The sequence below is a fragment of the Stenotrophomonas ginsengisoli genome (genome assembly GCF_001431485.1).
GTDB lineage: Bacteria > Pseudomonadota > Gammaproteobacteria > Xanthomonadales > Xanthomonadaceae > Stenotrophomonas > Stenotrophomonas ginsengisoli.
This window is the reverse complement of record NZ_LDJM01000007.1, coordinates 156,330-181,106: the sequence shown is the minus strand read 5'-3', so window position 1 is coordinate 181,106 and position 24,777 is coordinate 156,330. Positions and strand designations below refer to the sequence as shown.

At 67.2% G+C, this 24,777-nt stretch carries 20 protein-coding genes; 14 read left to right on the top strand and 6 right to left on the bottom strand.

Going from position 1 to position 24,777, the window contains the following annotated elements; all coding sequences use genetic code 11:
* Positions 1-42 precede the first annotated feature (42 nt).
* Positions 43-354 carry a DUF2388 domain-containing protein gene (locus ABB30_RS02870; RefSeq protein WP_057636793.1) on the top strand — a complete coding sequence of 104 codons (312 nt, stop codon included), beginning with the start codon at positions 43-45 and terminating at the stop codon, positions 352-354.
* 2 nt (positions 355-356) lie between these two features.
* Complete coding sequence (locus ABB30_RS02865) at positions 357-2,093, top strand: lipoprotein N-acyltransferase Lnb domain-containing protein (RefSeq protein ID WP_083489639.1); 1,737 nt, start codon at positions 357-359, stop codon at positions 2,091-2,093.
* A gap of 91 nt (positions 2,094-2,184) precedes the next feature.
* On the opposite strand, the gene yeiP is transcribed toward ABB30_RS02865, so the two are convergent.
* From yeiP to ABB30_RS02840, 5 genes are all read right to left on the bottom strand, one after another.
* Positions 2,185-2,751 carry an elongation factor P-like protein YeiP gene (gene yeiP, locus ABB30_RS02860; RefSeq protein ID WP_057636792.1) on the bottom strand — a complete coding sequence of 189 codons (567 nt, stop codon included), beginning with the start codon at positions 2,749-2,751 and terminating at the stop codon, positions 2,185-2,187.
* Positions 2,752-2,852: 101 nt separating this feature from the next.
* The gene (locus ABB30_RS02855) at positions 2,853-3,623 is read right to left on the bottom strand and encodes an SDR family NAD(P)-dependent oxidoreductase (RefSeq protein WP_057636791.1); all 771 of its coding nucleotides are present in this window, start codon (positions 3,621-3,623) and stop codon (positions 2,853-2,855) included.
* 79 nt (positions 3,624-3,702) lie between these two features.
* Entirely contained in the window at positions 3,703-6,249 is a 2,547-nt protein-coding gene (locus tag ABB30_RS02850) for a sensor domain-containing protein (RefSeq protein ID WP_057636790.1), read from the bottom strand.
* Entirely contained in the window at positions 6,246-7,145 is a 900-nt protein-coding gene (locus ABB30_RS02845) for a hydroxymethylglutaryl-CoA lyase (RefSeq protein ID WP_057636789.1), read from the bottom strand. The genes ABB30_RS02850 and ABB30_RS02845 overlap by 4 nt, the downstream gene beginning before the upstream one ends.
* Positions 7,142-7,924: an enoyl-CoA hydratase-related protein gene (locus tag ABB30_RS02840; protein ID WP_057636788.1), complete on the bottom strand. Its 783-nt coding sequence runs from the start codon at positions 7,922-7,924 to the stop codon at positions 7,142-7,144. The genes ABB30_RS02845 and ABB30_RS02840 overlap by 4 nt, the downstream gene beginning before the upstream one ends.
* A 117-nt stretch (positions 7,925-8,041) precedes the next feature.
* Here ABB30_RS02840 and ABB30_RS02835 point away from each other — a divergent pair, with 117 nt between their 5' ends.
* From ABB30_RS02835 to ABB30_RS02790, 10 genes are all read left to right on the top strand, one after another.
* Positions 8,042-8,281: a FeoA family protein gene (locus tag ABB30_RS02835; protein WP_057636787.1), complete on the top strand. Its 240-nt coding sequence runs from the start codon at positions 8,042-8,044 to the stop codon at positions 8,279-8,281.
* Positions 8,278-10,128 (top strand): ferrous iron transporter B, encoded by a 1,851-nt coding sequence (gene feoB / locus ABB30_RS02830; RefSeq protein WP_057636786.1) that lies wholly within the window; start codon positions 8,278-8,280, stop codon positions 10,126-10,128. The genes ABB30_RS02835 and feoB overlap by 4 nt, the downstream gene beginning before the upstream one ends.
* A 2-nt stretch (positions 10,129-10,130) precedes the next feature.
* A complete protein-coding gene (locus ABB30_RS02825; RefSeq protein WP_057636785.1) occupies positions 10,131-10,385 on the top strand; it encodes a DUF6587 family protein in 255 nt (84 codons plus the stop codon).
* Between the two features lie 225 nt (positions 10,386-10,610).
* Positions 10,611-11,333 carry a 4-hydroxy-tetrahydrodipicolinate reductase gene (gene dapB, locus ABB30_RS02820; RefSeq protein WP_057636784.1) on the top strand — a complete coding sequence of 241 codons (723 nt, stop codon included), beginning with the start codon at positions 10,611-10,613 and terminating at the stop codon, positions 11,331-11,333.
* 244 nt (positions 11,334-11,577) lie between these two features.
* Positions 11,578-12,705, top strand: coding sequence for a glutamine-hydrolyzing carbamoyl-phosphate synthase small subunit (gene carA / locus ABB30_RS02815; protein ID WP_057636783.1), 1,128 nt, complete (start codon positions 11,578-11,580; stop codon positions 12,703-12,705).
* Positions 12,706-12,817: 112 nt separating this feature from the next.
* A complete protein-coding gene (carB, locus tag ABB30_RS02810) occupies positions 12,818-16,060 on the top strand; it encodes a carbamoyl-phosphate synthase large subunit (RefSeq protein ID WP_057636782.1) in 3,243 nt (1,080 codons plus the stop codon).
* 8 nt (positions 16,061-16,068) lie between these two features.
* The gene (gene greA, locus ABB30_RS02805; RefSeq protein WP_211263439.1) at positions 16,069-16,533 is read left to right on the top strand and encodes a transcription elongation factor GreA; all 465 of its coding nucleotides are present in this window, start codon (positions 16,069-16,071) and stop codon (positions 16,531-16,533) included.
* 5 nt (positions 16,534-16,538) lie between these two features.
* Complete coding sequence (locus tag ABB30_RS02800) at positions 16,539-17,456, top strand: hypothetical protein (RefSeq protein ID WP_057636780.1); 918 nt, start codon at positions 16,539-16,541, stop codon at positions 17,454-17,456.
* Positions 17,456-19,174, top strand: coding sequence for a single-stranded-DNA-specific exonuclease RecJ (gene recJ / locus ABB30_RS02795; RefSeq protein WP_083489642.1), 1,719 nt, complete (start codon positions 17,456-17,458; stop codon positions 19,172-19,174). The genes ABB30_RS02800 and recJ overlap by 1 nt, the downstream gene beginning before the upstream one ends.
* Positions 19,175-19,309: 135 nt before the next feature.
* Positions 19,310-20,635: a hypothetical protein gene (locus tag ABB30_RS02790; RefSeq protein ID WP_057636779.1), complete on the top strand. Its 1,326-nt coding sequence runs from the start codon at positions 19,310-19,312 to the stop codon at positions 20,633-20,635.
* 73 nt (positions 20,636-20,708) lie between these two features.
* On the opposite strand, the gene ABB30_RS02785 is transcribed toward ABB30_RS02790, so the two are convergent.
* Complete coding sequence (locus ABB30_RS02785) at positions 20,709-21,848, bottom strand: ABC transporter substrate-binding protein (protein ID WP_152980516.1); 1,140 nt, start codon at positions 21,846-21,848, stop codon at positions 20,709-20,711.
* Positions 21,849-22,015: 167 nt separating this feature from the next.
* On the opposite strand from ABB30_RS02785, the gene prfB reads away from it, so the two are divergent.
* Both prfB and lysS read left to right on the top strand, forming a co-directional pair.
* Positions 22,016-23,141, top strand: a protein-coding gene (gene prfB / locus ABB30_RS02780; RefSeq protein ID WP_152980515.1) for a peptide chain release factor 2 whose coding sequence is annotated in 2 segments (ribosomal slippage) — positions 22,016-22,090 and positions 22,092-23,141 — 1,125 coding nt in all. Because the reading frame shifts where the segments join, the coding sequence is not laid out codon by codon here.
* 108 nt (positions 23,142-23,249) lie between these two features.
* On the top strand, positions 23,250-24,767 hold the full coding sequence (gene lysS / locus ABB30_RS02775) for a lysine--tRNA ligase (protein ID WP_057636778.1): 1,518 nt from the start codon (positions 23,250-23,252) through the stop codon (positions 24,765-24,767).
* Positions 24,768-24,777: the final 10 nt, after the last annotated feature.

The window sequence follows — 24,777 nt, the reverse complement described above, 5'->3', positions numbered from 1 at the left end:
CCGTTATCCTTGCCGCTCTCGTCAATGGATTGGGTTGTTCTCATGCGTCGTATTGCTGTTGCTGCTGTGTTGATGTTTGCCGTTGCCCCGGTGTTTGCCTCCAGCTTTGCCGGTACCTCGGCCGGTTCGGCTTCCGATGCATCTTCGGATGGCTCCTCGGCCTCCAGTGGCAGCAGCTCCGGTGACGAGAAGCTGATCCTGGCTGCACGCGAGGAGGCGGCCGGCTTCATCGCCACCGCCGGTGCCGTGCGGGGTGCCCGCCTGCAGGCCGCCCTGCTGCACCTGCGCGAAACCCAGGCCGATGCGGCCCTGGCCAGCGACCTGGAACTGGCACGCGGCATCCTCGCGCGCTGAGCATGATCGTTCGCAGTACCCTGGCGGGGCTGGCATTGCTGCTGGCCCCGTTTGTTTGTGCGCTGGAGCTGCGTCTGGATCCGGCCGGGCTGGATGCGCCGCAGCAGGGGCGCGCCCGCGCGCTGCTGGATGCTACGCAGGCCCGTTTGCCGCTGGCCTGGCAGGCCGATGCGCGGGTGCTGCCGCTGCGCTTTGATCCCAGCCTGGATGCGGATGTGGCCGGGCATCACTGGCAGGGGCGGATCCGCTTGAATCCGACCCTGCTGGCGCCCGCGCCCGCGCCGTCGGCAGATGTCCTGCCGGGCCGCGCAGTGGCCAGCCTCGTGCATGAGATTGCCCATGCCCTGGACCGTGACGGCGGGCATTGGTCGGTCGACCCGGTATTCCGCCGCCTGGCCGGCTGGGACCGCCTGGGCCGCGGCAACCCCTACCGCCTGCGCAGCCCTGATGACTACGAGCGTCACAGCGCGGCTGAAGCCTTTGCGGTCAACCTGGAATGGTTCCTGCTGGACCCGTCCTATGCCTGCCGCCGGCCGGCACTGGCGGCCTGGTATGCGCAGCAATTCGGCTGGCCGGCAGACATGCAGGGCGCGTCGTGTGCGCCGGGCCTGGCGTGGCTGGCGGCCACCGGCAGCAGTGGCGGGGTGGCGATCGAGCAGATCGACCCGGCCCGGGTGTATGCGGTGGATTACCTGCTGGCCGACAGCGGTGGGCCGCCGATGAGCCGCTTCGGCCACTCCATGCTGCGCTTGGTGATCTGCGCGCCGGGGCGTGTGCCCGGCGAGCGTTGCCGCATGGATCTGGCCCATCACCGGGTGTTGTCCTTCCGCGCCTTTGTCGATGATGTGCAGGTCTCCAGCTGGGCCGGGCTGACCGGGGCCTACCCGTCGCGGCTGTTCCTGCTGCCGCTGAACCAGGTCATCGATGAATACAACCGGGTCGAGCTGCGTGACCTGCGTGCCTGGCCGCTGGACCTGAGCCCGGCCCAGGTGGCCAGCCTGCTGCAGGCTGCCGCGCAGGTGCACTGGAGTTATGACGGTGACTACACCTTCATCGGCAACAACTGTGCGGTGGAAACCGGCCGCCTGCTCGACACCGCGCTGGACCCGGCCGGTGGGCGGCATTACCGCGACACCTTCCCGCGCGGGGTGCTGCGCCAGCTTGTCGCCGATGGCCTGGCCCCGGCACTGCCGGCCGGCCATGACGACCCGGCCGCTGGCCTGTGGTTTCCCTCGGCGCGGGCCGAATATATGGCCGTGTTTGCCCGCCTGCAGCAGGCCGGGCAATTGCCGGCGATGGACCTGATGCAGTGGCTGGATGCGCCACCGGCCCGGCGCGGTGCGTTGCCGGCGCAGATGAGCCTGGAACAGGCGGCGGCCTGGCTGGTGCTGGAGCGGGCAGCACAGCGGCGGGCCGAGCTGCGCGCGCTGGCCAGTCTCAAGCCCCGTTTGCGGCAATCGCCGGCGCTGGGTAGCGCGGTGGCCGGCTGGCTGCAGTGGCTGCGCCGCATCGATGCCCCCGGGCGCCTGCCGCTGGCCGGTTATGGCCTGCCCCAGGCCGCGGAACTGGAGGCGGCGCAGCCGGCCCTGCAGGCCTTGATCGAGCAGGGCCCCGGGCAGTGGCAGCTGCTGCAGGCCCAGGCCGAGGCGGCACTGGAGCCGGCCCTGCAGGAGCAACTGGAGCAGGGGCGGCAGCGGCTGGCGCAGATCGGCGCGCACTTGCGTGCGCAGCTGCACTGAGCTGGCGTCATCCGTGCCCGGATGACGGCATGCCCGGCGAGAAACAACAACGGCGCCTTGCGGCGCCGTTTTCATCTCGACTCACGGGCAATCAGTCGGCGCGGCCGCCGAACTCACCGGTGGTGGTGTTGACCAGGATGCGCTCACCGTTGGTGATGTATTCCGGCACCATGATTTCGATGCCGGTGTTCAGCTTGGCCGGCTTCGGGCGCTTGGTGGCGGTGCCACCCTTCAGTTCCGGCGGGGTTTCCACCACTTCCAGGGTGACGTGCTGCGGCAGCTGCACGGCCACCGGCTGTTCGTCGATGACCTGCACGTAGATGCCGGTCAGGCCTTCGGTGATGTAGCCGGCCGCTTCGCCCAGCGCTGCCGGGTCCAGGGTGTAGGGGGTGAAGTCCTCGTCATCCATGAACACGAAGGCATCGCCGTCCATGTAGGAGAAGGTGGACTGGCGGCGCAGCAGCTCGACTTCGGTCAGCTGGTCGTCGGCATCAAAAGCGGCATCGAGCTTGGCGCCACCGGGCACCGAATACATGATGAAGCGGAAGCGGACGTTGCCACCGCGGCCCTGCGGCGAGGAGCGTTCAATGTCGCGGATCTGATAGACGCCGTTGTTGTATTCGACGACGTTGCCCTTCTTGATGTCGCTGGCTTTCATGTGCGTGCGCGTATGCGGGAAAGCGCAAAAGGGTAACGGCAGCAGGGGGGCGCTGGGAAGCGGGGGCGTTGCCGCCCCCGCGTTGCCAGCGGCAGCCGGGCTTACTTGGGAGCCAGGCGGGTGGCGCCATCCAGGCGGATGGTTTCGCCATTCAGATACACGTTGCCGATGATGTGGCCGACCAGGGCGGCAAAATCGGACGGCTGGCCCAGGCGCGACGGGAACGGGATCGAGGCGGCCAGCGACTGCTGCACGTTCTCCGGCATGCCGTCCACCATCGGGGTCCAGAACACGCCCGGGGCAATGGTCATCACGCGGATGCCGAAGCGCGACAGCTCACGGGCCATCGGCAGGGTCATGCCGACCACGCCGCCCTTGGAGGCGGAATAGGCGGCCTGGCCGATCTGGCCTTCATAGGCGGCCACCGAGGCGGTGTTGATGATGATGCCGCGCTCGCCGTCCACGCCGGCTTCGTTGTGCTGCATCAGCTCGGCGGCGGCCTTGGCCACGTTGAAGCTGCCGACCAGGTTGACCATCACCGTGGTCTGGAAGTTGGCCAGCGGCATGGCGGCCTCGCGGCCCAGCACGCGGCCGGCGCCGAGGATGCCGGCGCAGTTCATGGTTACGTTCAGCCCGCCGAGGAAATCCTTGGCCGCGGCCAGGTTGGCGGCCACGCCGGCTTCGTCGGTGACATTGGTGGGGAAGAAGGCTGCCTTGTCCGCGCCCAGCGCGGCCACGGCTTCGGCGCCCTTTTCCGCATTCAGGTCAAACAGGGCGACCTTGCCGCCGTTGGCGACCAAAAACTCGGCCACGGCCAGGCCCAGGCCGGAGACGCCGCCAGTGACAACGGCACGAACTTCAGACAACTGCATTGCGCTTTCCTGCCAGATGAGAAAGGCCTGATCTTACGTGGCAATGGGCTTGCCGCGCACAGACAGGGCAGACCAGTGCTCAGCGCGGCGGCGTGTCGGCCGCCTGCCGGCGCAGGCGTTCGGCCAGGGCGTCGGCCGGCAGGCCGGCAGCAAACAGGAAGCCCTGGCCATGGCGTACCCCGAGCTGGTTGAGGTAATCGCGCTGTGCGGGATTCTCGATGCCTTCGGCCACCAGCTCCAGTGACAGGCTGCGGGCAATGCCGAAGATCGCCTCGCACACGGCTACATCCGAGCGGTTGTGCGGAATGCCGCTGACAAACAGGGGACTGATCTTCAGCCCATGGATGGGCAGCCGGCGCAGGTAGTTCAGCGCACTGTAGCCCTCGCCGAAATCGTCGATGGACAGGCGCACGCCGTGTTGGCGCAGGGCATTCAGGCACAGGGTGGTGGCCGGCACATCCTGGATCAGCACCCGTTCGGTGAACTCCAGTTCCAGTGCATGACCGGGCAGGGCATGGCGGGCCAGGGCCTGCCGCACCTGGGTGACCAGCTCGCCACCGGCAAACTGGCGGTAGGAGACATTGACCGCCAGCGGCAGCAGGCCGACACCCTGGTCCAGCCACTGGCGCATTTGCTGGCAGGCCTGTTCCAGCACCCAGTGGCCGATGCGCACGATGTCGCCGGTGTTCTCGGCATGCTCGATGAACACGTCCGGGCCGAGCTGGCCCAGCTGGTCGTTGTTCCAGCGCATCAATGCTTCGGCGCCGATGATGCGCCCATCGCGCAGGTCGACCTTGGGCTGGTAGACCAGGTGGAACTCCTGCTGTTCCAGGGCCTGGCGCAGCCGGCTTTCGATCTGCAGGCGGTCCAGCTGGCGCTGGGCCATGCCCTGGTCAAACAGGCTCCAGCCATTGCGGCTGCGCTTTTTGCAGTCATACATGGCCACATCGGCGTTCTGCACCAGCTGGGCGGCGCTGTGACCATGGCCCGGGGCGCGGGCAATGCCGATCGAGGCGGTGACGGTGAAGTGCTCGCTGCCGGAGGTGAAGGCCGGGCCGAAGGCCGTGATGATGGCGCTGGCCAGCTGTTCGGGCAGGGGGCTGTGGGCGTCTGCCGGGCAGATGACCAGGAACTCATCCCCGCCCAGGCGGCCGAGCAGGCCGCGCTCACCGATCGCCTGGATCATGCGCGCGGTGGCCTGGCGCAACAGCTGGTCACCGGCATTGTGGCCGAGCACGTCATTGATCAGCTTGAAATGGTCCAGGTCGATGTACAGCGCCGCACAGGCGGTTTGCCGGGCCAGCCAGCGGCTGAGCTCGTCCAGCAGGGCATCGCGGTTGAGTACCCCGGTCAGCGCATCGGTACGCGCCTGCAGGCGCAGGATCTGCTCGGCGCGGTGCCGCTCGGTGACATCCTGCAGGGTGCCCACCAGCCGCTGCGAGCCCGGCTCGGTGGCCAGGTTCTCGCCGATCATGCGGGCCCAGAACTCATGCCCGCGCTCGTTCATGCCATGCAGCTCGATCTCGAAATTCCTGCTGCCGTCACCCTGCATGGCCTGCAGCAGGCTGGCCTGGCTGGCCGGCAGCAGGCAGTCGAGCAGCTGCTGCATGTCCGTCGGTGCCGGTTCGCGGCCGAGGATGTGCTGGGCCTCGCTGGTCAGGTACAGGCGGGGCACGGCCGGGTCCCATTCCCAGCCGCCGATGTGGGCCAGTGACTGCGCCCGTTCAAACAGGGTGGCATCGCGCTTGAGTTCGGTGATGTCGGAGAACAGGGCGTAGACGTACTGCGGGCAGTCCTGGTCGTGCTCGAAGATCGGCACATTGGTCACTGACAGCCAGGTCATGCGGTCGCTGGCCGGCTGGTGCATGCCGATCACCGTGGATGGGATGATCCTGCCTTCGCGGAAGGCGCGTGCCACCGGCCACTGATCCGGTGGCAGCTGGCGGCCGTGCTCGTCGATGGTCATCCACTGGCTGGGTTCGTTGCCGGCCCGGCGCTGGGGGATGTGCTCCAGGCCCAGGATGCGGTGGGCGGCCGGGTTGGCCGAGAGCACCCGCAGCTCACGGTCAAACAGCATCACCCCCTTGTCGATGGACTCCATCAGCAGGCGGTAATGGGATTCGCTCTGCCAGCGGGCACCGAGCTGGCGGGCGACGGCGACGATGCAGCGTTGCTGGCTCAGGCCGACCGCGGCCGAATGCACCTCCACCGGGAAGCGGCTGCCATCGCTGCGCATGTTGCTCACCTGGACCAGGTAGCTGCGGCCCTGGTTGAGCTCGTCCCAGACCGGCTGCAGGTGGTCCGGTGGCAGGTCCGGGTTGAGCAGGTGGATCGCATGGCCGACCACGGCCTGGCGCGGCAGCTGGTAGGCATGGGTGCCGGCCAGGTTGAGGTCCAGCACGGTGCCCTGCGCATCCAGGATGCAGACCGGGTCGGGCAGGGCATCGAACACGGCCCGTTGGTCGGCCAGTGACTGCTGCAGGGCCAGCAGTTGTGGCCGCAGCACTGCCCATTGCGCCAGCAGCTGTACGGCCAACGGGCCGGGGTGGGCCGCACACAGGGCCTGCACTGCCAGCTGCACGGCGTGCAGGTGGCTGTCCAGGTCGTGTGCGCGGGGCTCGGTCATTGTCTGGCCAGGGCGGTTCCGGTGCGGCTGCGGTTGGGTTGGTCGAGCAGGCCGCTCAGCCACTGGCCGGTGGCGGCCAACGCGGCGAGGTCTACACCGGTGTGCATGCCCAGTCCGTGAAGGAGATAGACCAGGTCCTCGCTGGCCAGGTTGCCACTGGCGCCCTTGGCATACGGGCAGCCACCGCTGCCGGAAACGGCCGCATCCACCACCCGCACCCCTTCCTCCAGGCAGGCCAGTACATTGGCCAGGGCCTGGCCATAGGTGTCGTGGAAGTGCACGGCCAGCTGGGCCATCGGGATCTGCCCGGCCACCGCACGCAGCATGGCCCGGGCCTTGGCCGGGGTGCCTACGCCGATGGTGTCGCCCAGCGATATTTCCGCGCAGCCCATTGCGTGCAGGGCACTGGCCACCTGGACCACGTCGTCCAGGGCCACCTCGCCCTGGTACGGGCAGCCCAGCACGGTGGAGACATAGCCGCGCACGCGCACGCCATCGGCGCGGGCCTGTTCCAGCACCGGGGCAAAACGCTCCAGGGTCTGGGCGATGCTGGCATTGGTGTTGCGCTGGCTGAAGGCCTCGCTGGCCGCGGTGAACACGGCGATGGAGTCGGCGCCGGCCGCGCGCGCGCGCTGGTAGCCGACCAGGTTGGGCACCAGCACCGGGTAATCGACGCCGGGGCGGCGGCTGATCCCGGCCAGCACCTGTTCGGCATCGGCCAGTTGCGGGACCCAGCGTGGGCTGACGAAGCTGGTCACCTCCACGGCCGGCAGGCCACAGGCCGACAGGCGGTCCACCAGCGCGATCTTGTCGGCAACCGGCAGGATTGTCTTCTCGTTCTGCAGGCCATCACGCGGGCCCACTTCCATCACCCGCACGGCGTCAGGCGCGCTCATGCCGGTTGCACCCAGTACGGGCTGCGTTTTTCCAGGAACGCGGCCAGGCCTTCGCGGCCTTCGGCGCCGGCGCGCAGGTTGGCGATCAGGGCCGCATTGTGGTGGTCCTGCGCGGCCGGGTCAGCGGCGCGCAACAGCACCTCGGCAATCAGCTGGCGTGCGGTGCGGCTGGCGTGCGGGGCGGCCTGCAGCAGCAACTGCACCTGGGCCTGTACCGCCGCATCCAGCGCGTCGGCGGCCACCACCTCGTGGACCAGGCCCATCTGCTCGGCACGGGCGGCATCGAAGGATTGCCCGGTGGCGAACCAGCGCCGGGCCTGGCGTGCGCCGATGGCGGCCACCACATACGGGGAGATCACCGCCGGCAACAGGCCCAGGCGGACCTCGCTCAGGGCAAAGCGCGCGCTGTCGGTGGCGATGACGATGTCGCAGCAGGCGGCCAGGCCGACCCCGCCGCCATAGGCGGCGCCATGCACCGCGGCGATGGTGGGCACCGGCAGGGTGTCCAGGGTGCGCATCAGCCGGGCCAGGGCGCGGGCATCGCGCAGGTTGTCCTGATGGCTGGCAACGGCCTGGCGGGACATCCATTCCAGGTCGGCCCCGGCGCTGAAGGAGGGGCCGTTGCCGGCCAGCACCACCGCGCGCAGCTGCGCATCGGCGCCCGCATCTTCCAGGGCCTGGGTCAGTTCGGTGATCAGGTGTTCGTTGAAGGCATTGTGCCGCTCGGGGCGGTCCAGACGCAGGTGCAGTACGGCACCGTGGCGGGTAATGGCAAGCATGGGTTTCTCATCCAGACATATACAGCCGATGGTAGCGGTGCAGCCCGGGTGCGCCATGACGCACTGCGGCGATGTAGAATTGATAACTATTCTTATCTTTGACCCGGAACTGTGCCTGTGACGTTGTCCGAGCTTGCCTTGCACCGCCCCGCGAACGTGACTGCGGTGGTGGACGCCCTGCCCAATGACACCATTGCCCGCCGCCTGCGCGAACTGGGGTTTGTTCCCGGCGAGCAGGTCAGCGTGGTCGCACGTGGACCGATCGGCGGTGAGCCGGTGCTGATCCAGGTCGGTTACACCCGTTTTGCCCTGCGCCTGAGCGAGGCGGCCCGGGTCCAGGTGGAGGTGGCGGCATGAGCTCCACCGCGCCCCTGCGCCTGGCCCTGGTCGGCAACCCCAACTGCGGCAAGACCGCCCTGTTCAACCAGCTCACCGGCAGCCGCCAGAAGGTGGCCAACTACACCGGTGTCACCGTCGAGCGCAAGGAAGGCCGCCTGCGTGGGCCGTCGGGCACCGAATACGCGGTGCTGGATTTGCCCGGCGCCTATTCGCTGGACCCGGCCAGCCTGGACGAGGCGGTCACCCGCGACGTGCTGCGCGGTTTCTACCCGGGCGAGGCTGCCCCGGATGTGCTGGTCTGCGTGGTCGATGCCACCAACCTGCGCCTGCACCTGCGCTTTGCCCTGGAGCTGCGCGCGCTGGGCAAGCCGATGGTGCTGGCCCTGAACATGGTCGATGCGGCGCGCAAGCGTGGCATTGCCATTGACGTGCCGGCTCTGCAGGCGGCCATCGGCGTGCCGGTGATCGAGACGGTGGCGGTGAACAAGAACGGTGCGCGTGAGCTGGTGGCGTGGATTGATGGCCATGCCGGCCATGCCGCCGCCCCGGTGCAGGCCGAGGGCGCTGCCGATGTGCATGCCCAGGTGCGCGACATCCTGGATGCGGCGGTGGTCATGCCCACCCGCACGGCGAAGATCGACGACGCCCTGGACCGCTGGCTGCTGCACCCGGTGTTCGGCCTGCTGGCACTGGCCGTGACCATGTTCCTGATCTTCCAGGCGGTGTATGCCTGGGCCACGCCGTTGATGGACCTGATCGATGCAGGCACCGGCGCGCTGGGCGAGTGGGCCTCGGCCACCCTGCCCGAAGGGCCGCTGGCCAGCCTGGTCAGCGATGGCATCATTGCCGGCCTGGGCGGGGTGATCATCTTCCTGCCGCAGATCCTGATCCTGTTCGCCTTCATCCTGGCGCTGGAGGAATCGGGCTACCTGCCGCGTGCGGCCTTCCTGCTGGACCGCATGATGGCCGCCGCCGGCCTGTCCGGGCGTTCGTTCATCCCGCTGCTGTCCAGCTTTGCCTGCGCGGTGCCGGGGATCATGTCCACCCGTTCCATCCAGGACCCGCGTGATCGCCTGGCCACCATTCTGGTGGCGCCGCTGATGACCTGTTCGGCCCGTTTGCCGGTGTATGCGCTGCTGATCGCTGCGTTCATCCCGGCCCGTGATGTGGGCCTGTTCAACCTGCAGGGCCTGGTCCTGTTCGGTCTGTATGCCGCCGGCATTGCCTCGGCGCTGCTGGTGAGCTGGGTGATGAAGAAGTGGCGCCGCGACAAGCGCGAGCATCCGCTGCTGCTGGAACTGCCGTCCTACCGCATCCCGCACCCGCGTGATCTGCTGGTCGGCCTTTACGAGCGCGGCATGATCTTCCTCAAGCGCGTGGGCGGCATCATCCTGGCCCTGACCATCCTGTTGTGGGTGCTGCTGACCTTCCCCGGTGCGCCGGAGAACGCCACCATGCCGGCCATCGACTACAGCTTTGCCGGCCAGATCGGCCATGCCATGGCCGTGCTCTTTGCCCCGTTGGGTTTCAACTGGCAGATCTGCATCGCCCTGATCCCGGGCATGGGTGCGCGCGAAGTGGCGGTGTCCTCGCTGGCCACCATCTACGCCTTGTCGGCTGCCGATGACGATGCCGCCATCGATGCGCTGACCCCGGTGATTGCCGATGGCTGGTCGCTGGCCACCGGCCTGTCGCTGCTGGTGTGGTTCATCTATGCGCCGATGTGTGTGTCCACCCTGGCCACGATCAAGCGTGAGACCAACAGCTGGAAGCAGACCGCCATTGCCACCGGCTACCTGTTCGGCCTGGCCTACGGCATGGCCCTGCTGACCTACCAGGGCGCCCGCGCGCTGGGCTGGGGCTGAGCATGGACGCCTCGCTGGCCTGGCAGTACGCCATCATTGCCGCCGCTGCGCTGATCAGCCTGGTGGTGGTGGTGCGCAAGCGTGCGCCGGGGCTGGAGCGGCGCCTGCGCGGTGCACTGGCCTTGTGGCTGGTGCGCGATGGCCGGGCACCGGCGCTGCAGCGGCTGGGCCGGGCCATTGCCCCGCCCGCCGCCGGGCAGGGCGGGGCCTGTGGCGGCTGTGACAGCTGCGGGCCGTCCACGCCCAAGCAGCATTGAGGCAAACCAGAAACCGGCCGCATGGCCGGTTTTCTGTTCCGGGCACGGCGCCGGCCGGCCGCAAGCGGGGTGCGCGCTGGCCGGCATCATGTTGTTGCGCCGGTCTTGCCGTGTCTTGGGCCGGCAGGGCGGGCGCCGGCTGCGACAGCGCAAGCGCCGCCATGCAGGTGTCGATGGGTGCCTGCCGGCGTTCGCCGGCCGCGGCAATCGGGCTACCATGAGGGCATGACTACCCATGCCCCCCTGAACATCGTCATCCATGGTGCGTCTGGCCGGATGGGCCAGGCCCTGCTGCGTCTGGCCGCCGAAGCGCCTGATCTGAACGTGGTGGCCGCCGTGGCCCGACGCGCACCGACACAACGGGTGATCGAGGGCGTGCCGCACTTTGCCGCCAGCGAACTGGCCGGGCTGCCGCCATTCGATGTGGCCATCGATTTTTCCCTGCCCGAAGGGGTGGCTGCGCTGGCGCAGCTGTGCGCCGAGCGCGGTGCGGCACTGGTCTGCGGCACCACCGGCCTGGATGCCGACGGCGAGGTTGCGCTGGCCGCCCTGGCCCAGCGTGCACCACTGGTCTGGGCGTCCAATTATTCGCTGGGTGTGGCCGTGCTGACCGATCTGGTTGCCCGCGCCGCCGCGCTGCTGCAGGGCTGGGACTGCGACATCGTCGAATCGCACCATGTGCACAAGAAGGATGCGCCGTCCGGTACCGCGCTGACCCTGGGCCAGGCCGCGGCCGGGCAAGGGGCACAGCCGCATTACGCCAGCCTGCGTGCCGGCGACATCGTCGGTGAGCACACCGTGCAGTTGGCCGGCCTGGGCGAGCGCATCGAGCTGGTGCACCGGGCCACCAACCGCGACATCTTTGCCCGTGGCGCCCTGCACGCGGCGCGCAGGCTGGCCGGGCGCGGGCCCGGGCGCTACACCGTGGCCGACCTGCTGACGGCCTGAATGGCAACGGGGCGGGCGGCTTTTGGCCCGTCCCTTCACTCAGGCAGTTCAATCGCAACTGATGAATGCATAGAAAATGTGTGCCGACGCTGGCGCCTGTGGGGCACAGGCGCTACAATTCCGGCTCGCCGAAACACGTCAGCCGGACCGGTACTGCACCGAACGTCCGCGCTTTTTTGCAACCGGTTTTCCGTGATTGACAGGCGTGGGTTCGGCTTCCCCAGGTAGCCAGAGTGAGATTTCCGTGACCCAGCCCGCAATCCTCGTTCTCGAAGACGGCACCGTATTCGAGGGCGAATCCGTAGGCGCGCCCGGCCTGTCCGTCGGTGAGGTGGTGTTCAACACCGCCCTGACCGGCTATCAGGAAGTGCTGACCGATCCGTCCTACGCCCGTCAGATGGTCACGCTGACCTACCCGCATATCGGCAACACCGGTATGACCGACAAGGATGATGAAGCGGCCAAGGTGTGGTCGGCCGGGCTGATCGTGCGCGATGTGCCGCGCCGCCCGAGCAACTGGCGCAGCCAGGTGTCGCTGCAGGATTGGCTCAATGCGCGTGGCGTGGTTGCCATCGCCGGCATCGATACCCGTAAGCTGACCCGCATCCTGCGTGAGCGCGGCGCCCAGAATGGCGCGCTGATGGCTGGCGAGATCGACGTGGAAAAGGCGCTGGAAGCCGCCCGCAAGTTCCCGGGCCTGAAGAACATGGACCTGGCCCAGGTGGTCACCACCGAAGCGGCCTATGCCTGGAATGAAGGGTCGCTGGACCTGAACGCCGATGCCTTCGTCACCCCGGCCAAGACCTGGAAGGTCACCGCCTACGACTTCGGTGTGAAGACCAACATCCTGCGCATGCTGGCCGATCGCGGCGTCGAGCTGACCGTGGTGCCGGCCAAGACCCCGATTGCCCAGGTGCTGGCGACCAACCCGGATGGCGTGTTCCTGTCCAACGGCCCGGGCGACCCGGCACCGTGTGATTACGCCATCGAGGCGATCAAGGTGCTGATCGAGAAGAAGGTGCCGACCTTCGGCATCTGCCTGGGCCACCAGCTGCTCGGCCTGGCTGCCGGTGCGCAGACCCTGAAGATGGCCCACGGCCACCATGGCGCCAACCACCCGGTGCAGGACGTGGACAGCAAGCAGGTCATGATCACCTCGCAGAACCATGGCTTTGCCGTTGACGAGGCCAGCCTGCCGGCCAACGTGCGCGTCACCCACCGCTCGTTGTTTGACCAGACCATCCAGGGCATCGCACTGACCGACGCGCCGGCGTTCTCCTTCCAGGGGCACCCGGAAGCCTCGCCCGGTCCGCATGACGTGGCGCCGCTGTTCGACCGTTTCATCGAACTGATGGCCGCCGCCCGCGCCTGATGCCTGCCAGGCCCGCCGGAGTGATCCGGTGGGCCTTCGGTTGCTGGCGCCCTGCGCGCCGCACCGGACACCGCCTACCTGCGGATCGCCGCACACACATTCGAGTACGAAGATGCCAAAGCGCACTGACCTCAAAACCATCCTCATCATCGGCGCCGGCCCGATCGTCATCGGCCAGGCCTGCGAGTTCGACTACTCCGGCGCCCAGGCCTGCAAGGCCCTGCGAGACGAGGGTTACCGCGTGGTGCTGGTCAACTCCAACCCGGCCACCATCATGACCGACCCGGAGATGGCCGACGCCGTCTACATCGAGCCGATCAACTGGCAGACGGTCGAGAAGATCATCGCCAAGGAAAAGCCGGACGCGCTGCTGCCGACCATGGGTGGCCAGACCGCGCTGAACTGCGCCCTGGATCTGGCCGACAACGGTGTGCTGGAGAAGTACAACGTCGAGCTGATCGGTGCCAAGCGCGAAGCCATCCGCATGGCCGAAGACCGCGAGCTGTTCCGCGTGGCGATGAGCGAGATCGGCCTGGAGTGCCCGCGCGCTGCCGTGGCCCACACCCTGGAAGAAGCGCTGGAGATCCAGACCCGCGTTGGCTACCCGACCATCATCCGTCCGTCCTTCACCCTGGGTGGCAGCGGCGGCGGTATTGCCTACAACCGCGAAGAGCTGATCGAGATCGTCGGCCGCGGCCTGGAACTGTCGCCGACCACCGAAGTGCTGGTGGAAGAGTCGGTGCTGGGCTGGAAGGAATTCGAGATGGAGGTGGTGCGTGACACCGCCGACAACTGCATCATCGTCTGCTCGATCGAAAACCTCGATCCGATGGGCGTGCACACCGGTGACTCGATCACCGTGGCTCCGGCCCAGACCCTGACCGACAAGGAATACCAGCGTCTGCGCAATGCCTCGCTGGCCGTGCTGCGCAAGATCGGCGTGGACACCGGCGGTTCCAACGTGCAGTTCGGCATCAACCCGCGCGATGGCCGCGTGGTGGTGATCGAAATGAACCCGCGCGTGTCGCGTTCCTCGGCCCTGGCCTCCAAGGCCACCGGCTTCCCGATCGCCAAGGTCGCCGCCAAGCTGGCCGTGGGTTACACCCTGGACGAACTGAAGAACGAAATCACCGGCGGCCTGACCCCGGCTTCGTTCGAGCCGTCGATCGACTACGTGGTGACCAAGATCCCGCGTTTTGCCTTCGAGAAGTTCCCGGCCGCCGATGCGCGCCTGACCACCCAGATGAAGTCGGTCGGTGAAGTGATGGCCATGGGCCGTACCTTCAGCGAATCGATGCAGAAGGCCCTGCGTGGCCTGGAAACCGGCAAGGTCGGCTTTGACCCGACCGGTCTGGACCTGTCCAGCGCCGATGACATCGCCACCCTGAAGCGCGAGCTGCAGGCCCCGGGCCCGGAGCGTCTGTTCTACGTTGGCGACGCCTTCCGCGCCGGCCTGAGCGTGGAAGACATCTTCGCCCTGTCGCACATCGACCCGTGGTTCCTGGACCAGATCGAAGAGATCATCGCCCTGGAAGCCAAGGTGGCCAGCGTTGGTCTGGATGGCCTGGACAAGGATTTCCTGCGCACCCTCAAGCGCGCCGGTTTCTCCGATGCCCGCCTGGCCCAGCTGGCCAACACCACCGAATCGGCCGTACGCGCCCTGCGCCGCGCCCTGAAGGTGCGTCCGGTGTACAAGCGCGTGGACTCCTGCGCCGCCGAGTTCGCCACCTCCACCGCCTACCTGTACTCGACCTACGAGGACGAGTGCGAAGCGGCGCCGACCGATCGCAACAAGATCATGATCCTGGGTGGTGGCCCGAACCGCATCGGCCAGGGCATCGAGTTCGACTACTGCTGCGTGCACGCAGCGCTTGCCCTGCGCGAGGATGGTTTTGAAACCATCATGGTCAACTGCAACCCGGAGACCGTGTCCACCGACTACGACACCTCCGACCGTCTGTATTTCGAGCCGCTGACCCTGGAAGACGTGCTGGAAATCGTCGAGCTGGAACAGCCCAAGGGCGTGATCGTGCAGTACGGCGGGCAGACCCCGCTGAAGCTGGCCCGTGCCCTGGAAGCCAATGGCGTGCCGGTGATCGGCACCTCGCCGGACTCCATCGACCTGGCCGAAGACCGCGAGCGCTTCCAGAAGCTGGTCAATGACCTGGGTCTGCGTCAGCCGCCCAACCGCATTGCCCGCACTGAAGCCGAGGCCATGAGTCAGGCGCGCGAAATCGGCTTCCCGCTGGTGGTGCGCCCGTCCTACGTGCTGGGCGGCCGTGCGATGGAAATCGTCTACGGCGAGGCCGACCTGGCCCGTTACATGCGCGAAGCGGTGAAGGTCTCCAATGACTCGCCGGTGCTGCTGGACCACTTCCTGGATGCGGCCGTTGAAGCGGACGTGGACATCATCTGCGACAAGGACGGCAACGTCCTGATCGGCGGCGTGATGGAACACATCGAAGAAGCCGGCGTGCACTCCGGTGACTCCTCCTGCTCGCTGCCGCCGTACTCGCTGTCGCCGGCCACCCAGGCCGAACTGCGTCGCCAGGTCACCGAGCTGGCCAAGGCACTGAAGGTCGTCGGCCTGATGAACACCCAGTTCGCCATCCAGACCGATGCCGATGGCAACGATGTGGTCTTCCTGCTGGAAGTGAACCCGCGTGCCTCGCGTACCGTGCCGTTCGTGTCCAAGGCCATCGGCAAGCCGCTGGCCAAGATTGCCGCCCGTTGCATGGCCGGCAAGACCCTGGCCGAGCAGGACGCCACCACCGAAATCATCCCGTCCTACTACTCGGTCAAGGAAGCGATCTTCCCGTTCGCCAAGTTCCAGGGCGTGGACCCGATCCTCGGGCCGGAAATGCGCTCCACCGGTGAGGTGATGGGCGTGGGCCGCAGCTTCAGCGCTGCCTTCGCGCGTGCCCAGGAAGCGGCTTCGATCAAGCAGCCGCCGGTGGGCAAGGTGTTCATCTCGGTGCGTGATGGCGACAAGCCGCGCGTGCTGCCGGCCGTGCAGGGCCTGGTCGCCGCCGGTTACAGCATCGTGGCCACCCGTGGCACCGCTGCCTGGCTGGCCGAGCGTGGCATTGCCAGCGATGTGGTCAACAAGGTCGTGGAAGGCCGTCCGCACATCGTGGACATGATCAAGAACGGTGAGATCAGCTACATCGTCAACACCACCGAAGGCCGTGCGGCGATCACCGACTCGTTCTCGATCCGTCGCGAAGCGCTGCAGAACCGCATCACCTATTCCACCACCGTGGCCGGCGCCAAGGCCCTGGTACAGTCGCTGGAACATCGTGGCACCGGTCCGGTATGGTCGCTGCAGGAACTGCACAAGGAGCTGGAAGCATGAGGGCACCGATCACCCTGAAGGGCGCCCAGCGCCTGCGCGAGGAGCTGGAGCACCTGAAGTCGGTCAAGCGTCCGGAGATCATCACGGCCATCGCCGAAGCGCGTGAGCATGGTGACCTGAAGGAAAACGCCGAGTACCACGCCGCACGCGAGATGCAGGGCTTCATCGAAGGCCGCATCCAGCAGCTGGAAGGCGAGCTGTCCAACGCCGAGATCATCGACGTGGCCAAGCTCAACGTCGGCAACAAGGTGGTGTTCGGCGCCACCGTGGTGCTGGCTGACGTGGATACCGACGAGGAAAAGAAGTACCAGATCGTTGGTGACCTGGAAGCGGACATCAAGCTGGGCCTGATCGCCATCTCCTCGCCGGTGGCGCGCGCCATGATCGGCAAGCTGGAAGGCGACACCATCGTGATCGACGCCCCGGCCGGGCAGCGCGAGTACGAGATCGTCTCCGTCGCCTACCTGGACTGAGGCGCATGACCACGGCAACGTTGCTGCTGCCCGCCAGCGGGCGGTTCGAAGGCGCGGCGTTGCCGCCGGTCCTGGCCCGGGCCCTGGCCCGGGCGGACCTGCAGTTGCCCGGCGGCGATGGCCGCCGGCAGCTGCAGCGTCATTTTCCCGAAGCACTGGCTGCCGGCAGCGATTGGCCGGTGGCCGCACTGACCCGCCAGCTCGATGCCGCCGATGCGGCCGATGGCCTGTGGCTGCGCGCCGACCCGGCCCACGTGGCGGCCGACATGCAAGGTGTGCGCATGCTGGCCCATGGCCCGGCACTGGCCCTGGACGCAGACCAGGCGCAGCAGCTGGCCCAGGACCTGGTGCCGGTGTTTGCCGGACACGGCATGCAGCTGTCCACCCCGTCGCCGGAACGCTGGTACCTGCGCCTGCCGGCCGGGCTGGCATTGCCTGACTTCGTCGATATCGACCAGGTGCTTGGCGATGACCTGTTCGACCACCTGCCCGAGGGCGAGCCGGGGCGCGTGTGGCGCAGCCTGCTCAGCGATACCCAGGTGCTGTTGCATCAGCACCCGGTCAACGGCCAGCGTGCTGCCCAGGGCAAGGCCGCGGTCAATTCCTTGTGGTTCTGGGGCCTGGGCCGGATGCCGGCCGGCGTGGCCTGCCGTTTCGGCCAGGTGCGCAGCCCGGACCCGCTGCTGCAGGCCATTGCGGCGCAGACCGCTGGCGGTGACGCTGCCGCCCAACTGGTGGACCTGCGCCATCTGCGCAGCGCCCAGGTGGTGATGGAGCAGGCCTTGCTGCCGCTGCTGGCAGCCCTGGACAAGGGCGAGCTGGACGGCCTGGAACTGGATTTTGCCGACGGCCTGGTCTATCGCCTGCGCCGTGGCCAACGCTGGCGCCTGTGGCGCCGTGCGCAGGCCGGCGTGGTGCGCTGATGGCGCGCATGCAGATCGTGCGGCGTGCCCCGGCGGCAGCCGGGCAGTGGCCGGCACAGGTGCCGGCCTTGCTGCAGCGTGTGTATGAAGCCCGCGGTGCGCTGGATCTGGACAGCGCCCAGCCGCGTCTGGCGCAGTTGCTGGAGCCTGCCCGGCTGCAGGGCATGGACGCGGCGGTACAGCTGCTGGCCACTGCCATTGCCCAGCACAAGCGCATCCTGGTGGTGGGCGACTTCGACTGTGACGGTGCCACCGCTACTGCCCTGGCCGTACGTGGCCTGCGCATGCTCGGTGCCGGCAATGTGGTGCATGCCGTGCCCAACCGGATCGAACACGGTTACGGGCTGTCGGTAGGCCTGGTGGCCGAGCTGGCCGCATTGCAGCCGGACCTGTTGGTTACCGTGGATCACGGCATCGCCTGCCTGCCCGGGGTCACTGCGGCCAAGGCGCTGGGCTGGCAGGTGCTGGTCACCGACCACCATCTGGCCGGGGCGCAACTGCCGCCGGCCGATGCCATCGTCAATCCGAACCAGCCCGGCTGTGGCTTCCCGAGCAAGGTGTTGGCCGGGGTCGGGGTGATGTTCTACGTGTTGCTGGCCCTGCGTGCGCACCTGCGCGCGGCCGGTGCCTTTGCCGATGGCAAGGGGCCGGACCTGGGCGTGCTGCTGGACCTGGTGGCGGTGGGTACGGTGGCCGATCTGGTGCCGCTGGATGCCAACAACCGCGCCCTGGTGGCCGCCGGCCTGCGCCGGCTGCGGGCCGGGCAGGGCTGTGTCGGCCTGCAGGCGCTGATTGCGACCAGCCGGCGCGAGGCGCACAAGCTCTCTGCCAGTGACATCGGCTTTGCCCTGGGCCCGCGCATCAATGCGGCCGGGCGGCTGGAAGACATGGCGCTGGGCATCGAGCTGCTGCTCAGCGACGATCCACGCCAGGCGCAGGACATCGCGCAGACGCTGGAAGAGATCAACAGCGAACGCCGGGCCGTGCAGCAACAGATGACCGACGAGGCCGAGAGCGCGGTTGCCAAGGCGCAGCTGGGCACCGCCGAGGTGCCGATGGCGGCCTGCCTGTTCGATGCCGACTGGCATCCGGGCGTGGTCGGCCTGGTGGCCTCGAAGATGAAGGACCGGTTGTACCGGCCGGTGATCGCCTTTGCCCCGGCCGAGCCCGGCAGCACCATGCTGCGCGGTTCGGCCCGTTCGATTGCCGGCTTCCATATCCGTGATGCGCTGGCCGCGGTCAATGCGGCCCAGCCGCGGCTGATGGAAAAATTCGGTGGTCATGCCATGGCGGCCGGCCTGAGCCTGCCGCTGGAGCACCTGGCCGCGTTCACCGCCGCCTTCCAGGCCGAGGCGGCGCGGACCCTGCAGCCGCACCAGTTGCAGGCCCAGCTGCTCAGTGACGGTGAGCTGGCAGAGGGCGAGTACAGCGCCGGCCATGCGCGTGCCCTGCGTGCGGCCGGGCCGTGGGGGCAGGGCTTCGAGGAGCCGCTGTTTGATGGCTGTTTTGTCGTGGCGCAGTGGAAGGTGCTCAAGGAGCGCCACCTGAAGCTGGTCCTGCGCACGCCGGGTGGGGCAAGCTTGAATGCGATCTGGTTCGGTGGCTGGCAGGGCAATGCACCGTCCGAACGCATGCGTATTGCCTATCGTCTGGCCGAGGATGATTTCCGCGGTGGCGATGCCATCCAGCTGATGGTCGAGTACGCCGAACCAGCCTGATTGTGCTGTGCAGCACGGTTTCGGCCCGCTCGGACCTGCGTTGCAGCCTGTCGGTGCTTGGGCCTTGCAATCGATATGGTCAATAATGGCGCGTGGATGGGCCAGTACGGCCTGTCATCAGCAAGGGATTGTCCTATGAGCAAGAACCTGGGTACCTGGGCCGTCGGTCTGGGCGTATTGCTGGCCGTGCAGCCGGCCCTGGCCAACCGTCCGTTGTCGCTGGCCATTGGCCAGCAGGTGCGAGGCGAGATCACCAGCGCCAGCCCGGTCAATGTCAGTGATGGCACGCGCAGCCAGCAGTACCAGCTGGAACTGGGCGCCAACCAGGCCGTGCGTTTCGAGGTCGGTGGTGCATTGGATGCCACTGTCACCGTGCTGCGCGATGGCGAGCTGGTGGCGCGCAGCGGCGAGCGCGGCAACGGCAATGTGCTGACCGTGCGCGCGGCCGACAAGGGCCGTTACCTGGTGGCGGTCAGCGGCAAGGATGCCCGTTCCTTCGGTCCTTTCACCCTCAATTCCAGCGAGATCCAGGCCTACAACGGTGGTCCGTTGCGGGTGGGTGACAGCATCAGCGACGTCACCGACAAGGCGCGTGAGCTGACCCTGCAGGTCGAGCAGGCCGGGCTGTATGTGATCCGCATGGCTTCCACCGACTTTGACACCGTGCTGTCACTGCAGGGCGAGGGCGTGGATGCCAGCAACGACGACAGCAATGGCACCGATTCGATGATCACCAGCTATCTGCAGCCGGGCCAGTACCAGCTGCGTGCCGATGGCTTCAGTGGCCAGATGGGTGGCCAGTACACCCTGGATGTGGCCAGCCGTCCGGTGCCGGCAGGCGTCGAGGTGGCCACCGGCGGTGCGCTGGCCGTGGGCCAGGAGCAGCGCCTGCTCTATACCGGCCAGCCGGTGAACTACCAGATCGACGTGCCGGCCGGGCAGATGCTGCGCGTGGACATGGGCAGCAGCGAGTTCGACAGCCTGTTGCAGCTGACCGGCAATGGCGTGGACATCACCGATGATGATGGTGGTGACCGCCTCAATGCCCGCCTGAGTGCGGTGGTTCCGGCCGGTCAGTACCAGTTGCAGGCCCGCTCGGCCGACAACGGCACCGGTGTGTTCACCCTGAAGGCCGAACTGGGTGCGGTGCCGGCCGATGCCGGTGGTGGCCGCCTGAGCGTGGGTCAGACCCGCAGCGCCCGTTCCTACGGTGGTGTGGATGAGTACCAGGTGCAGATCGATCGCGCCGGCACCTATGTCATCGACATGCGTTCGGAGGACATGGACAGTGGCCTGGAGCTGCTGCACCAGGGCGCCAGCCTGGCCGAGGATGATGACGGCGGTGATGGCCTGAACTCGCGCATCACCGAGCAGCTGCAGCCGGGTGCGTACACCATCCGGGCCAAGGCCATGTACGGCAATGGCAGCGGCCGCTACCAGATCTCGGTCAACCGCCGCTGATACCGGCATTGGCTGAAACAACAACGGGGCGCCTTGGCGCCCCGTTGTTGTTTGCTGCGGTAGCCGGCAGGGCTCAGTCTGCCGATGCGGCAGCCGCCTCGATGGCATCGGCCGCGGTGGAGCGGTTGAGGTTGCCATTGGCCGCGCTGGCCTGCAGGGTGAAGCTGCCGCTGTTGCCGCCCAGGCTGCGCACATCCACGGTGTAGGTACCCGGGGCCAGGTTCAGGTCCAGACGCGAGTTGGTGCCGTTGCCGCCGTCATCGTCCTCGGCATTGACGCCGTTGCCGGACACTTCCAGCACGGTGTCAAAGTCGCTGGAGCGGGCATCGAAGCTGACCCGGCTGTGCTGGCTCAGGACCAGGTTGAAGCTGCGGCTGCCGCCGCTGCCGAGCAGGCCGTTGACGCGCTGGTTCAGCGGCAGCTCGGTGCCATCGCGCACCACGGTGCCGGCTTCCAGGGTGGAGTTGGCAATGGCCAGCTTGAACGAGCCTCGGGTGTCGGCCAGCGAACGCACGTTGGCGGTGTATTCGCCCGGCTCCAGATACATCTGCAGGCGCGAATTCAGGCCGTTGCCGCCGTCATCGTTTTCCTCTTCCACGCCGTTGCCGCTGACCTTGAGCACGGTGTCGAAGTTGGCCGATTCGGCGGTGATCACGTACAGGCCGGCGTTGGCGATGGTGAACTTGTAGTCCTGCGACTCGCTGATCAGCCAGTCGATGGCATTGCCACCCGGGGTCAGCGGCTTGCCGTCATAGGCCACGATGGGCTTGGCGGTCAGCACATAGGGGCCGTAGGCGCTGGCCTGGGCGCCGTTGACGGCTACCGTGTACTCGCCCGCTTCGGTGCTGCGGAAGGCCAGGCTGGTGGCGCTGGCCTGGCTGCCGTCCTCGCCCATGCCCTGGGTGTTGGCGGTGCTGGCTACCAGCAACGGGCCCTTGTACACGGCCAGGCTGCCGTTGAGCGCGCCGCCCAATTGCAGCTCGATGGCCTGGTTGGCTTCCAGGCGCAGGGTGTAGATCTGGTGGCGGCTGCCGTCGTTGTAGTTGACGCCACTGCTGGAGGTCAGTTCGCCACGGGCCTCCTTGTCCAGTTTCAGGCTGTTGCCGCCACCGCCGGTGGCCTGCTTGATGCCCGGCAAGGGCAGTTTGTCGCAGCCGGACAGGGCCAGGGTGGCAATCACGGCGAGGGACAGGGTGGAGGATCGGATATTCAAGGGTGCTTCCTTCACATTGATGAAAAAATCCGGACGACGTCGCCCGGTACTGGCGAGCAGATCATCTGAGGCGAAGCGTAACCGCTGCGTGGTGGTTTGGATATCGGCACAACGGGGCAGGGCGCAACTTGGTAGAATCGCGGGATTGACCAACCAATTGGCCGGACATGATCGAACTGAATCCGATCCGCCAGCGAATCACCGATCTGACCGATCGTGTGGTCTCGCTGAGGGGGTATCTTTGACTACGATGTCAAGAAAGAACGCCTGGAAGAAGTAACCCGCGAGCTGGAAAGCCCGGATATCTGGAACAACCCCGAATACGCACAGCAGCTGGGCCGTGAGCGCTCGATGCTGGAAAAGACCGTGGGCGGCATTGCCAACGTGCTTGATGGCCTGGAAGCGGCCACCGAGCTGCTGGAACTGGCCGACATGGAGGACGACGAGGAAATCGCGCTGGCCGTGGCTGCCGACCTCGACGGCTACCAGTCCCACGTGGAGAAGCTGGAATTCCAGCGCATGTTCTCCGGCAAGATGGACACCTGCAACGCCTTCGTCGACATCCAGGCCGGCGCCGGTGGCACCGAAGCCCAGGACTGGGCCGAAATCATGCTGCGCATGTACCTGCGCTGGTGCGAAAGCCGCGGTTGGAAGACCGAGCTGATGGAAGCGTCCGGTGGCGATGTGGCCGGCATCAAGTCGGCCACCCTGCGCGTGGAAGGTGACTTTGCCTATGGCTGGCTGAAGACCGAGACCGGTGTGCACCGCCTGGTGCGCAAGAGCCCGTTCGACTCGGACAACCGCCGCCACACCAGCTTCACCTCGGTGTTCGTGTCCCCGGAAGTGGATGACAACATCGAGGTCAACATCAACCCGGCCGACCTGCGCACCGACGTGTACCGCTCTTCCGGTGCCGGTGGTCAGCACGTCAACAAGACCGAGTCGGCGGTGCGTATCACCCACATCCCGACCAATATCGTGGTTGCCTGCCAGACCGGCCGCAGCCAGCACCAGAACCGCGACAACGCGATGAAGATGCTGGCCGCCAAGCTGTACGAGCTGGAGATCCAGAAGCGCAACGCCGAGCGTGATGCGGTGGAAGCGACCAAGTCGGACATCGGCTGGGGCTCCCAGATCCGCAACTACGTGCTGGACCAGAGCCGGATCAAGGACCTGCGCACCGGCATTGAACGTTCGGACACCCAGAAGGTGCTGGACGGTGACCTGGACGAGTTCGTCGAGGCCAGCCTGAAGGCCGGTCTGGAAGTCGGCGCCAAGCGTTCCGATGCCTGACCACAGGGCAGGGCCACCGGCAACGGTGGCCTTGCCACTTGCGGCGCTCACCGCCGCCCCCACCGCGCCAGCGGTGCAACATCCCCACACTACCTGTACGACAACGCCATGACTGACCAAACCCCTGCGCCTGCCCCCACCGTCGACGAGAACAGCCTCATCGCCGAGCGCCGCGGCAAACTCAAAGCGTTGCGCGAACAGGGCATTGCCTACCCCAATGATTTCCGCCGCGAGCAGCTGGCCGGCGCCCTGCAGGCCGAGTACGCCGATGCGGAAAGCTTCAGTGCCGAGGCCCTGGAGGCCACCGGGCGCAGCGTGCGCATGGCCGGCCGCCTGATGGCCAAGCGGGTCATGGGCAAGGCCAGCTTTGCCCAGATCCAGGACGAATCCGGCCGCATCCAGCTGTTTTTGCAGTCCAACACGCTGGGCGACAGCTACGCCGCGTTCAAGGGCTGGGACATCGGCGACATCATCGCCGTGGAAGGTGGCCTGACCCGCACCAAGACCGGTGAGCTGTCGGTCAAGGCCGCCAGCATCCGCCTGCTGGTCAAGTCGCTGCGCCCGCTCCCCGACAAGTTCCACGGCCTGGCCGATGTGGAACAGCGCTACCGCCAGCGCTATGTCGACCTGATCGTGACCCCGGAATCGCGCGATGTGTTCATCAAGCGCTCCAAGATCATCCGCGCCATGCGCGCCTGGCTGGACAACCGCGACTTCCTGGAAGTCGAGACCCCGATGATGCATTACATCCCGGGCGGCGCCACGGCCAAGCCGTTCACCACCCACCACAATGCGCTGGACCTGGACCTGTACCTGCGCGTGGCTCCGGAGCTGTACCTCAAGCGCCTGGTCGTTGGTGGCCTGGAGCGGGTGTATGAAATCAACCGCAACTTCCGCAACGAAGGTGTGTCCACCCGCCACAACCCGGAATTCACCATGATGGAGCTGTACGAGGCCTATGCCACGTACACCGAAGTGATGGACCTGACCGAAGGCGTGATCCGTGACGTGGCTGCCCAGGTCATGGGCACCACCACCGTGGAATGGGACGGTGCCACCATCGACCTGGCCCCGGCCTTCCGCCGCTGGCGCATGGACGAGGCGGTGCGTCACTACAACCCGGAAATCTCGGCCGAAGACTGCACCAACCGTGATGCCCTGCTGGCCCACTGCGAGCGCCTGAAGATCCGCGTCAAGCCGGGTTACGGCTGGGGCAAGCTGCTGCTGGAAATCTTCGAGGCCACCGTGGAAGCCAAGCTGATCCAGCCGACCTTCATCACTGCCCACCCGGTGGAAGTCTCGCCGCTGGCACGTGGCAGCGACAACGATCCGGGCTATACCGACCGTTTCGAGCTGTTCGTCAACGGCAAGGAACTGGCCAACGGCTTCTCCGAGTTGAACGACCCGGAAGACCAGGCCGCGCGCTTTGCTGCCCAGGTCGCAGCCAAGGACAGCGGCGACGACGAGGCGATGCACTTTGACGCCGACTACATCCGCGCCCTGGAATACGGCATGGCCCCGACCGGTGGCCTGGGCATCGGCATCGACCGCCTGGTGATGCTGCTGACCGGCCGCAGCTCGATCCGTGACGTGCTGCTGTTCCCGTACATGCGCCCGGAAGCCTGATTCCAGGCCT

What these genes read in the sequence shown, in the direction of transcription:
- ABB30_RS02870 (WP_057636793.1), top strand. Translation starts at nt 43, where the DNA reads ATGCGTCGTATTGCTGTTGCTGCTGTGTTGATGTTTGCCGTTGCCCCG.
- ABB30_RS02825 (WP_057636785.1), top strand. Translation starts at nt 10,131, where the DNA reads ATGGACGCCTCGCTGGCCTGGCAGTACGCCATCATTGCCGCCGCTGCG.
- carB (WP_057636782.1), top strand. Translation starts at nt 12,818, where the DNA reads ATGCCAAAGCGCACTGACCTCAAAACCATCCTCATCATCGGCGCCGGC.
- lysS (WP_057636778.1), top strand. Translation starts at nt 23,250, where the DNA reads ATGACTGACCAAACCCCTGCGCCTGCCCCCACCGTCGACGAGAACAGC.
- ABB30_RS02840 (WP_057636788.1), bottom strand. Translation starts at nt 7,924, where the DNA reads ATGCTTGCCATTACCCGCCACGGTGCCGTACTGCACCTGCGTCTGGAC.
- ABB30_RS02790 (WP_057636779.1), top strand. Translation starts at nt 19,310, where the DNA reads ATGAGCAAGAACCTGGGTACCTGGGCCGTCGGTCTGGGCGTATTGCTG.
- feoB (WP_057636786.1), top strand. Translation starts at nt 8,278, where the DNA reads ATGAGCTCCACCGCGCCCCTGCGCCTGGCCCTGGTCGGCAACCCCAAC.
- dapB (WP_057636784.1), top strand. Translation starts at nt 10,611, where the DNA reads ATGACTACCCATGCCCCCCTGAACATCGTCATCCATGGTGCGTCTGGC.
- ABB30_RS02865 (WP_083489639.1), top strand. Translation starts at nt 357, where the DNA reads ATGATCGTTCGCAGTACCCTGGCGGGGCTGGCATTGCTGCTGGCCCCG.
- ABB30_RS02855 (WP_057636791.1), bottom strand. Translation starts at nt 3,623, where the DNA reads ATGCAGTTGTCTGAAGTTCGTGCCGTTGTCACTGGCGGCGTCTCCGGC.
- ABB30_RS02800 (WP_057636780.1), top strand. Translation starts at nt 16,539, where the DNA reads ATGACCACGGCAACGTTGCTGCTGCCCGCCAGCGGGCGGTTCGAAGGC.
- recJ (WP_083489642.1), top strand. Translation starts at nt 17,456, where the DNA reads ATGGCGCGCATGCAGATCGTGCGGCGTGCCCCGGCGGCAGCCGGGCAG.
- yeiP (WP_057636792.1), bottom strand. Translation starts at nt 2,751, where the DNA reads ATGAAAGCCAGCGACATCAAGAAGGGCAACGTCGTCGAATACAACAAC.
- ABB30_RS02850 (WP_057636790.1), bottom strand. Translation starts at nt 6,249, where the DNA reads ATGACCGAGCCCCGCGCACACGACCTGGACAGCCACCTGCACGCCGTG.
- ABB30_RS02845 (WP_057636789.1), bottom strand. Translation starts at nt 7,145, where the DNA reads ATGAGCGCGCCTGACGCCGTGCGGGTGATGGAAGTGGGCCCGCGTGAT.